Raw genomic sequence first — 10,586 nt, forward strand, 5'->3', positions numbered from 1 at the left:
GTGTTTGGGGCGATCCTGATGGTCGCGGTGGCGGTGGCGGTCGTCGCGATCCTCAGGGTGCCGGTTACCAATCTGATCGCATTCGGGACGACCGCGCCGGTGGCCGGTGCCACGGCAGGCGTGGCCGCGGGCATTGCCGGCGGCGCCATCGCGGGGACGGCGGGAAGTATTGCAAGCCAGGGGTTTGGGCTTGCGGCAGGTATCCAGGACAAGTTCAACTGGAAGGGCGTGGCGCTCGCCGGCATCTCGGGTGGCATAGCCGGAGGACTCAGCCAGTTTGGCGCGTTGGCAAAGGCCGGCGAAATCAACGGCACGCTCGGCAAGGTCGGCAAGTTCCTGGGCGGCACCGGGGTGCTTGGCGGAGCGGCCTCCTCGATCACCGGCAACCTGGTCAGCCAGGGCCTCGGTCTCGCGGTTGGCCTCCAGAGTAAGTTCGACTTTGCCGGTGTCGCAGTAGCTGGCGTAGTCGGCGGGATCAGCGCCGCGGCAGGCGAGGCACTCGCCAGCAAGAGTGGACTATTCGGCATTCATGCCGGCCTTGGGAGCAACACCAACGCCGCTCTGAGCGGCACCGCGAGCGGCCTCGCCGGCGCCGCCGCGCGCAGCCTCATCGAAGGCTCCGACTTCGGCGACAACCTCATGGCCGCACTCCCCGATATCATCGGGGCAACGATCGGCCGGGCGGTGGCGCGAGGCGTGATGGCAGGGAGTCAGCGCCAAGGTCTCGCGGGCCTGTCGCGAGCATCCACGGCACCTGAATATGGGGCATCGTCTCTCGACGGAGACGATCTCTTCGACCTGGGATTGCTGAAGCGGGTGCTCGGCCTCGACCTCTTCGGCGAGGAAGAGATCGTCGTCGTGGGCCAAAGGGATCGCATGACCGCCGAAGGCTATGATTTCCTGCGGCGCCTTCAGGATTCCTCGATCGCAGGCTCGCTATTCGATCGCGGATATCGTCCCGGCAACGTGTTCCTGCAGGGACCGACCAGGCCGACACTCCAGACATACATACGTCGCGATTTCAGCCGGAGCACGCTGCGCCTCCATGCTACCGCGGGGCCCAGCGCTGTGTCATCGAGCGAGACCGGAGCCGGTTATGACAGCATGGGGCAACCGCTGAATGGCCGTTCGAACTATGACGCAGGAAGGCAGCTCAACAACATCATCTCGGATGCGAACAAGGTATCCCTTGGCACCACGCTCGGGCGGCTCGGCGGGTGGCTAACCTACCGTGTGCCCGATGCGGCACAGCGCAACGCTGAAATGTTCGATCCCTATCGCGGCATGACGCCGCAGGGCCGTATGTTTGCACAGGAGATGGACAGGCTGGCTGGTGGTACCGTCTCCGGGATCAGCTATGGTGTCGCGAACGAGTTAGGTGCGAGCGCGGCGGTCAAGGATCTTGTCTATGGCCTTGGGAGTTCGGCGGACGGGTTGTTGCTATCCGGCGCGGCATTGAGGGGGGCCACGATCCAGCCATTCACTGGGCAGAATAGTCTGACCGTGACCGGGGGGCGGACGACGTCCGTTCCCAACCCCTATGGTAAGCTGGGGGGACCGGAGCATCGCGCGACGGTAAGCGTCATTGTGGCGGATATCTCGGCCCGCGGTCTCAAAGCCCGTACGGAGTTCAGCATTGCGACACCGAATGGAGATAGGGGGTCGCGTTCCATCGATGTGGTCGCCATTGACAGCGCCGGTCGAGTGGTCGAGTCCTATCAGGTGGGCAGGCAGACCGGGGCCGGCAATCCGGTTGCCCGCGAAACAAGGGCGATCAACGATATCAGAACGGCACGGCCCGATCTCAATCCCGTGTTCGTTCCCTACAACAAATAAGGTCGATTGCAGATGGCAGGCCGTCAGTTCAGCTTTTTTCTCGGCCCCGCGGATCAGCAGGCGCTAGAGGATGCCATTCGCGCGTCGGGCGATATCGTCTTTCTTGCCGATCGCTCCCACTCGACGAATGGAGAGGAGTTGACCTCATCGATAATCGATGATCCTGAGAAACAGCCCTTCGGCTGTTTGATCGCGCGCCGTACCGATCTCGCCGAGATCCGGTTTAAGCCGACCGGGTACCGTGACGATGATTTCGCCTGCAATGTAACATATGAGCCCGTCGTCGAGTTTGACCGTTTCTTTCTCTTTAAGAATTTCTTGCGTGCTGGACGATTTTATCGCGTCGATAAGTATTGGAACGAAGATGATGAACTCATGAGCAAGTCACCCGAGTTCATTGAATGGGCAGATAGACTCTACAAATTGGTGAAAAAATCTCTCGTCCGGGTAGAGCAGGGGCACTTTGCCGGCGCTGAGGCACTGGCGATGCGCAAATCTGGTATCCCATTTGAAGGCTTGGATATAGAGTTTGCGTCGCTAGAGGACCAAATCGTCCTTTCTAGCCAATGGCTATCTTAGTCTTTTGGTTCGGATTATTGACAATTTTGGGACGCCATACCTAATTTCCGCCCACACTGCAGCGTGACGCGCCCAGCGTATCATATGACGATTCGTGTGAAGCTGTCTTTTGTATCGATCGAGCGGCTTGCAATGTAGGATTTTGCCTGCTGCAATAGCGCTAGGCTGCGCGCTGCTGCCCCGCTCTTTGCATCCGTCGTAACGATCTGAACGTCCGCGCAACGATATTTCCCTGCCGCGCAATTTTATGAGTGAATCTGCGGGCAAAAGTGCGAAGTTAAGCCTACGAAATCCTACAACCGGTGCTGAGGAGAATAGCCGCACGGGCATCGTCTACGACACCGCGGGCCGGGTGACGAGCGAGACGATCGCCGCGCGTCAGACCGTCACGGGCAGCACGTCCGCCACGACGNATAGCCGCACGGGCATCGTCTACGACACCGCGGGCCGGGTGACGAGCGAGACGATCGCCGCGCGTCAGACCGTCACGGGCAGCACGTCCGCCACGACGACCACGACCTACACGACCTACGGCTATGGGGTCGGCGCCGGCACGGGCTATGCGCTGGGTGCGGTGGTGACGATCGATGCCGATACCTGGCAGGGGGGATCGGATTCGGCGGTGCCCGATACCCGGACCACTTATGGTTACAGCTGGTTCGACGGNGGTGCGGTGGTGACGATCGATGCCGATACCTGGCAGGGGGGATCGGATTCGGCGGTGCCCGATACCCGGACCACTTATGGTTACAGCTGGTTCGACGGAGCGGTGCAGTCCTCGATCCAGTACCGCCCGGACATGAACAATTCGACGACCTACAATACCAACTTCGGGCTCACSGCCTCGGGGCAGGTGGCGAGCGCGACGATCGCCGACGGCCGGCCGCGCAGCGTCGCCTTCACGCTCGATGCTTATGGCCAGGCGCTGCGCCGGGACGAGGCCGACAGCAATCCCAATCTCGGCGATCCGCACCAGCTCTGGTACCGCTTCAACGGGCGCCAGCTGGGCACGATCGGCAACGACACGCTCGAGGACGAGGCCGACAGCAATCCCAATCTCGGCGATCCGCACCAGCTCTGGTACCGCTTCAACGGGCGCCAGCTGGGCACGATCGGCAACGACACGCTCGAGGACGGCGACTATGCCGGCTCGATCGCGGCGCGCCAGACCGCGCAGGGCACCGGGCCGTTCCGGGGTGGCCAGAACTATGGCGGCGGCTTCGCGCGCTTCGGCGAGGCCTATGTCCCCTATACCAGCTATGCCCAGGGAGCAGGCGGCGGCAGCTACAGCGCCGAGGGCGGCGAGACGCTGTCGCAGCTGGCGGCGCAGATCTGGGGCGATGCCAGCCTGTGGTACCTGCTCGCCGAGGCCAACGGCATGGCCGGCGACGCCAGCCTCGTCCAGGGTCAGGCGATCACCATCCCGCAGGGCGTCACCCGCAATTCCAACACCGCCACCACCTTCAAACCCTTCGACCCCGCCGAAACGCTGGGCAACCTCAACCCCACCACCCCGAAACCGCAGAAGAAGGCCAAGAACTGCGGGGTGTTTGGGGCGATCCTGATGGTCGCGGTGGCGGTGGCGGTCGTCGCGATCCTCAGGGTGCCGGTTACCAATCTGATCGCATTCGGGACGACCGCGCCNGTGTTTGGGGCGATCCTGATGGTCGCGGTGGCGGTGGCGGTCGTCGCGATCCTCAGGGTGCCGGTTACCAATCTGATCGCATTCGGGACGACCGCGCCTGCAGGAACCGCAGGTGTGGCCGCGGCGGCTGCTGCAGCTGGCGTAGCAGTCCCGACGACGGCGGCGGGAGCCGCGGCACTTGCGGGAACAGCCGCCACCATCGCTGGCGGCGCAGTCGCCGGGATGGCTGGCAGCATTGCGAGCCAAGGCTTTGGTATGGCGACGGGGATCCAGAAGGGAGGCCTCGATTGGAAGGGGATTGCACTGGCTGGAATTTCCGGCGGCGCTGGTGGAGGGCTGGGCCGGGTTGGATTCCTGAACGGCGGTAGCGGCGCTCTGGGTGTCGCGCAGGACATCGCACGCGGTGCACTCGGCAATGCCGCGACGCAGGGGATCGCGGTCGCCACAGGATTGCAGAGCAAGTTCAACTTTGTCGGCGTTGCGGTCGGCGGCGCCGTCGGCGGTGCGGTCGGAGCGGCCAATTTCGGTGGGTTCGGCGGGCGAGTGGCCTCCGGTGTTGCCGGCGCGCTCGCCGGCGGCGCCATGCGCAGCCTGCTCGACGGCTCGGATTTCGGCGACAATATCCTCGCCGCGCTGCCGGACGTGATCGGCACGACGGTCGGTGAGATCGTTGCGGGCGCGGTTATCGGATCGCCGAAGGAAACTTCGATGGCACGACACCGCCGGAGAGGCGGGATAGAAATCGCCCAGGCTGTCCAGAGTACCAGCGGGAACGTCCGTACGGACGCAATACCCAACGATCCTCGCGCCCTCACCGGAGAGATCGTGGTTACGGCGCAGAGGCCCTCCTGGCTCGATCGGCTGGCGGGCAGCATCGGCGATGGCCTGTCGGCACTGTGGCAGTGGAGTGGCGGCGACCACCTGGTCGATCGTTTGACCATGTCGATCAGCCAGGCCGGTTCCGGGGCAGACGCGATCGTCTCGCACATCGTGACGACGAACCAAAACTATTATGGGAATCTCTACAACCAGACCCTCGGCCCGGATTCCGCATACCAGCGCTACATCGGCCAGCGTTTCCTCAGAGCGCTTACGCCGGTACTGACAGCCATCGCCGATTCACCGCTGGGCGATCCCCAGATCGGAATGATAGCTCAGGAATTTCATCCCGCTGCTAGGCTGCCGGGCGCGGGATTAGCCATTGTGCAGCGCGGCCTGCAAGCATTTGCGAGCGGATCGAAACTTACCGCTCGAGTGGCGCCAGCGGCTAAAAGTATCGTTCCATTCGTTGATGCCGCAGAAGGTGCATCGGCGAGGCACATCGCTTGGAGCTCGGATTTGGGCGCGATCAATGACACAGCCGCGGCTTTGGGTCAGCGAGCACTACGCAATTCCGGGGGGGATTGGACAAAATCTGAGGCGCTTTTCAATCGCTACCTTTCGCTGGCGGATGTGAGATTGGCTCGCACCGGAAGTGGATATGCGGTTGAGTTGCAACCTGCTGCAATCGCAGGAGGTGAGCGCGTACCTAGCTTTATCTGGATGCACCGTGGCGATGCGGCTTCTCCGCTAATTATGGGCAGCGATGGAGCGCCTCGCCTATTCGCTTACCCAGGATCACGCCGGCTCGATGCAGGCATTATCGATATGACGGCGACAGCAAACCAGCACGGCTTGAGGCCAGTTGTAAGTGGCTATGACATCACGCTAAACGCAGCCAAATCTCCCGCTGGGGCATATTATCGAGAGTATTTTGGGAACATTCCTATTACCGACATTCGGCTGAGAGCGAGAAACTGACATGGTGACCGCAAATGATATAGGCGAAGTTATTGCATCTGATTTTCTTCAGCCTACCGTCGAAAGGCTAGGCCAGCAGTTGCGCCGAAATATCAAGCTCAGATTAAAGGTCGCACTTGACGGGGAATCTACTGAATGTCGCATTTCCTCGTCAGAGCAGGAAGGGTTTGAAATACTTGATGGCGAAACCCGCGTATTAGCGTCAGATACTGCGATTGCAGGCCGCTACAAATATCATCTGCAGTGCATTTTTCCCGAGCAGAGCGACCTCGAAGGTTTCTCGGGCATAAGGCTCAACGGCGCGGTAGTGATCAACGGAAATTGCGAAAGTAACGATTATTCCGGCTTTATGTACACCTACAATGAGTGGGATTGGGGCGCGAAAGTCAGAGATTTGTAACCGCTGAGGCGGTAGCGGCGAGAGCCCTTGCAATGTAGATTTCACCTGCTGCAAGCGCGCTTGGCCGCGCGCTGCTGCCCGCTCCTTGAGTCCGTCGTAACGACTCTGACCCACGCGCAAGGATATTCCCCTACCGCGCAACTTCATGAGTGAATCCGCGGGAAAAGTGCGAAGTTAAGCCTGCGAAATCCTACAGCCGGTGCCGGTGAGCACGTCAATCGGGGCGGCGTGGCGATTCAGGACATGGTGCTTCGGAACACTTCGACCCGTGTGCCGCCGACGATGCTCGCCGGATCGGACCATTCTTCCACAGAAGTGCGACCAAGCGTGCAATTTAGATGCTTGACGACTTCTGCCGAACCATGTCTCATTGTGGAGTTGGGTTGGGGGAAAGTTGATGTCGGGACTCATCGAGTCTGCGACAGCAATTTTGGGTGCGTCCGAAAAGCGTCTCGAAGTTGCTGCGCGCAATGTCGCGAATGTATCTACGCCCGGATACAAGCGAAGCAGCGGTTTTTCTCAGATTCTCGCGTCCGCGCGCGTGGGCGATACTGTTCCCGATATTGTCGAGCGCAAGGACTTCATGCAGGGCAAGCTGATCTCCAGCAAGAACCCGCTCGATCTGGCGGTGAATGGCGACGGCTTCTTTCAGGTCCGCGCGGGCGATCAGTTGCTCTACACGCGGCAGGGCCAGTTCCAGCTGGCGGAGAACGGGGCCGTCGTCTCGTCGCAAGGCTATGTGCTGCAGCAGGCGGGCGGGGGCGACCTCGTGCTCGACAATGCCGCGGTCACGATCCTCGATGACGGCGCGGTCCTGGATGACGGCCGGCCGGTCGCGCGGATCGGGCTGAGCGCGCCGGCGGCGGGCGCGACGCTGACTGCGCTGGGTGAATCGCACTTCGCCGCCGGCGGCACGATGGAAGAAGTCGCCGATCCCTCGATCCGCCAGGGAATGCTCGAGAGCTCGAACGTCGCGATGGGCGATGAGATGGTGACGATGATGGCGGCGATGCGCCAGGCGGAAAGCGGCGCGCGGCTCGTGCAGGTCTATGACGAGCTGATGGGCCGCGCCCTCACCACGCTGGGAGGGGCACGATGAGCGACGCTTTCCATGTCGGTGCGGTCGGGCTCCAGACGCAGCAGCAGGCGCTCGAGGCGCTCGCCAACAACATCGCCAATGTGAACACGCCCGGCTTCAAGCGCTCGGAAATTCGCTATGCTGACGTGGTGGTGCGTCGTGCCGAGGGCGATGCGGCCTCGGCGCCGGCCTCCGATCCGCAGACGCTGGCCGGTGTGATGCTCGACTCGCAGTTCATGCTCAACGAGCAAGGCGAACTCGAGCGCACCGGCCGCAGCATGGATCTCGCCATCCAGGGCGCCGGGTTCCTCGAGCTGATGGGCCCCGCGGGGCAGACGTTGCTGTGGCGCGGCGGCGCACTCAAGATCAATGACGACGGGCTGCTCGCAACCGACAAGGGGCTGGCATTCCGCGCCGCGATCACCGTTCCGCATGATGCGACGGCGATCGAGATCGGTTCGGACGGCATTGTCCGTGCAACTGTTCCGGACACGGTCGAGCCGGTCGAACTCGGCCAGGTCCAGCTCGTGCGGGTCGATAATCCCGCCTCGGTGTCGCGCCTGGATGGCGGACTCTATCGCATGGGTGACGATACCCAGCTGATCGAGGCGCAGCCCGGAGAGGATGGCGCCGGACTGCTCGTGCAGGGCGCGATCGAGCGTTCGAACGTCGCGCTCACCGACGAAATGGTTCGGCTCATGATGGTGCAGCGCGCCTACGCGGCCAACGCCCAGATCGTCCAGGCCGCCGATCAGTTGATGGGCATTGCGAACGGCCTGCGTCGTTGATCATGCTTTCGTTCCTCCTGATACTGGCCTTACCGGAGGATCGCGGCTGCTTCGAAGCGGCCCGGGCACTTCCCGCCGGCACTCCCGTCGCCGCGGAGAATGTCGTGTCCGTCGCCTGCGAACCCGGTCGCGCCGCCGCAGGCTTGCGGTATGACAAGAGCGCGCAGGTGGCGCTGCTTGTCGCGGCGGTTCCTGAGGGTGAATATCTCGGACGGCTTCCGCATCCGCCTTCGGGGCGCATCGCGAAGGGCGCGCGCCTCACGCTGCGCTCCACGGCCGGGCCCGTCGTCATCGAGCGGGGAGTGACTGCACTGCAGGCCGGCCGTTCGGGAGAACGCATCTTCGTGCAGGATGCAAATGGCGCGACCTTTGCCGTGACCCTGCGGCTTGCGTCCGGAGCCACGGAATGAAGTCGGTTCCGATCCTCTGCAGCTTCGTTCTGGCCGGCGTGGCGCTGCCGGCCGCCGCGCAGGACCTCTATCAGGGAGGCAACTGGTCGGCGATGGCATCGGATCGCCGCGCAGCCGCAATTGGCGATGCGATCACGGTGGTGGTTCTGCAAAGCGCCGAGGCGTCCAACACCACCCAGTCGTCGAGCCGCCGTTCGACCGATTTCGGCGGAGGCCTGCGTGCGGGAGGCGTGGACGAGAGCGGCCAGCTGAATTTCGGCGGAGGTTTCACCGGCCGCGGTGAGATGCGCAGAAGCGAGAAGCTGGTCGCACAGTTGAGCGCTACGATCGAGGAAGTGCTGCCCAATGGCGACTACCGGATCGTCGGCCGCCAGCAGCTTCACGTCAATGGCGAGAACACGACCATCGGTGTGCGTGGGCGCATCCGCCCCTCGGACATCGCGAGCGACAACAGCGTGCTGTCGAGCCGCATCGCCGATGCCCAGATCGACTATGACGGAAAGGGCTTCGTCTCGCGCGGTGCGAAGCCCGGGCTGATCACGCGGCTGTTCAACCTGCTGGGGCTGCTGTGAGGCGGTTTCGTAGTCTGGGCGTTTGTGCGATCGCGTTCGGGCTGTTGGCCGTGGCATCCCCCGAGGCGCTCGCCCAACAGGTGCCGCTAAAGGGACTCGGCCGCTTTGGCGGATGGCGCGACAATGCGCTCGTCGGCTACGGTCTGGTGACGGGACTTTCCGGCTCGGGCGACACGCGTCGCAGCGGCGTGACGCGTCAGGCGATGCGCAATATCCTCAGTCGGTTGGGCACGAATGTCGCCGACGACCAGATCAGCAGCCGCAACGTCGCGGTGGTGATGGTAACCGCCGTGCTGCCCCCATCCGCGAATGTCGGTGACCATATCGATGTCACGGTATCTTCGGTTGGCGATGCGCGTAGCCTCGCCGGCGGCACGCTGATCATGACTCCGCTGCTGGGGCCCGATCAGCGCACCTATGCGCTGGCGCAGGGTCAGCTGGTCGTGGGCGGGTACCGGTTCGAAAGCGAGCTCAACCAGCAGCAGCGCAACTATCCGACAACCGCAGTGCTCCCGGGGGGCGCGACGATCGAGACTGCGGTTGAATCGCGTGTCGCTGCAGGTGATGGCGAGCTTTCCTTTCTTCTCACCAATCCCAGTTTCTCGACAGCGCAGCGCATCGCCGAGCAGATCAACGGCCGGCTCGGCGCGAATGCCGCCAAGGCGCGTAACGCCGACGAGGTCCGGATACGCTTCGCGGGCGGATCGGGCGAGGTTGCCCCTTTCATCGCCACCATCGAGAATATCCTCGTCGAACCCGATCTCCAGCCGCGCATCGTGATCAATGAGCGGACCGGCACCGTGGTCGCAGGCCGTGACGTGATGATTTCGAGCGTCGTGATCGCGCAAGGGGACATCAAGGTGACGGTGACTGCCGAGAACATAGCCTCGCAACCGAGCTTCATCTCGGGCTTCGCCAGCGATGTGCGCAGTCTCGTCGTCACCAACACCAAGCTCGACGTCGAACAAGGTTCGGCCGATGCGAGCTTCCGCTTCCCCAACACCTCGGTCGCGGACCTCGTCCAGGCGCTGACGCGTGCGCGCGTCGACACGCGCCGGACGATCAGTATCCTCCAGGCGATCAAGGCGGCAGGCGCGCTGCACGCCGAGATCATCGTGCAATAGGTCAAACCCATGGACGCGATTTCTCCCCTTTTGATCGCCAAGGCGCTCGACGGCCTTCACGCCCGCTATCAGGCCACGGCCGAGAATATCGCCAATGCGAACACGCCAGGATATCGGCCCATCCAGGTGACGTTCGAGGCGCGCCTACAAGCGGCCGCACGTCAGGGGGACGAGGCGATCGCAGGTGTGTCTCCGCGCACCGAGAGAGCTTCGGTATCGAGCATTACCGGTGGCATGCGGTTGGATCTCGAGGTCGCGACTGCCTCGCAGACGGCGACGCGATACGCCGCCCTTCTGGATATTCTGGGACGCGAAATGGCGATCAGCAGGGCCGTCGTCCGAGGGGGGAACTGA

Annotated in this window: 9 protein-coding genes; all 9 read left to right on the forward strand. The window is 63.1% G+C overall.

The annotated features are described in order from the left end of the window. A partial coding sequence (locus ASE13_RS17230; protein WP_414885468.1) for a hypothetical protein occupies positions 1-1,836 on the forward strand: 1,836 nt, incomplete at its 5' end. A 12-nt stretch (positions 1,837-1,848) separates the two neighbouring features. Further along, a complete protein-coding gene (locus tag ASE13_RS17235) occupies positions 1,849-2,415 on the forward strand; it encodes a hypothetical protein (protein ID WP_056619087.1) in 567 nt (188 codons plus the stop codon). Positions 2,416-5,861: 3,446 nt separating this feature from the next. Then, the gene (locus ASE13_RS19970; RefSeq protein WP_156404964.1) at positions 5,862-6,260 is read left to right on the forward strand and encodes a hypothetical protein; all 399 of its coding nucleotides are present in this window, start codon (positions 5,862-5,864) and stop codon (positions 6,258-6,260) included. A gap of 397 nt (positions 6,261-6,657) precedes the next feature. Beyond that, on the forward strand, positions 6,658-7,359 hold the full coding sequence (locus ASE13_RS17245) for a flagellar hook-basal body protein (protein WP_082596994.1): 702 nt from the start codon (positions 6,658-6,660) through the stop codon (positions 7,357-7,359). Next, a complete protein-coding gene (locus ASE13_RS17250; RefSeq protein WP_056619097.1) occupies positions 7,356-8,126 on the forward strand; it encodes a flagellar hook-basal body protein in 771 nt (256 codons plus the stop codon). The genes ASE13_RS17245 and ASE13_RS17250 overlap by 4 nt, the downstream gene beginning before the upstream one ends. A gap of 2 nt (positions 8,127-8,128) precedes the next feature. Further along, entirely contained in the window at positions 8,129-8,536 is a 408-nt protein-coding gene (locus tag ASE13_RS17255) for a hypothetical protein (protein ID WP_056619100.1), read from the forward strand. Continuing rightward, positions 8,533-9,108: a flagellar basal body L-ring protein FlgH gene (locus ASE13_RS17260; RefSeq protein ID WP_056619102.1), complete on the forward strand. Its 576-nt coding sequence runs from the start codon at positions 8,533-8,535 to the stop codon at positions 9,106-9,108. The genes ASE13_RS17255 and ASE13_RS17260 overlap by 4 nt, the downstream gene beginning before the upstream one ends. A 50-nt stretch (positions 9,109-9,158) precedes the next feature. Then, positions 9,159-10,232: a flagellar basal body P-ring protein FlgI gene (gene flgI, locus ASE13_RS17265; protein WP_082597068.1), complete on the forward strand. Its 1,074-nt coding sequence runs from the start codon at positions 9,159-9,161 to the stop codon at positions 10,230-10,232. A 9-nt stretch (positions 10,233-10,241) separates the two neighbouring features. Continuing rightward, on the forward strand, positions 10,242-10,586 hold the full coding sequence (locus tag ASE13_RS17270; protein WP_056619105.1) for a flagellar basal body rod protein FlgB: 345 nt from the start codon (positions 10,242-10,244) through the stop codon (positions 10,584-10,586).

This window comes from Sphingomonas sp. Root241, assembly GCF_001428865.1.
In the GTDB taxonomy this organism is placed as follows: Bacteria; Pseudomonadota; Alphaproteobacteria; order Sphingomonadales; family Sphingomonadaceae; genus Sphingomonas.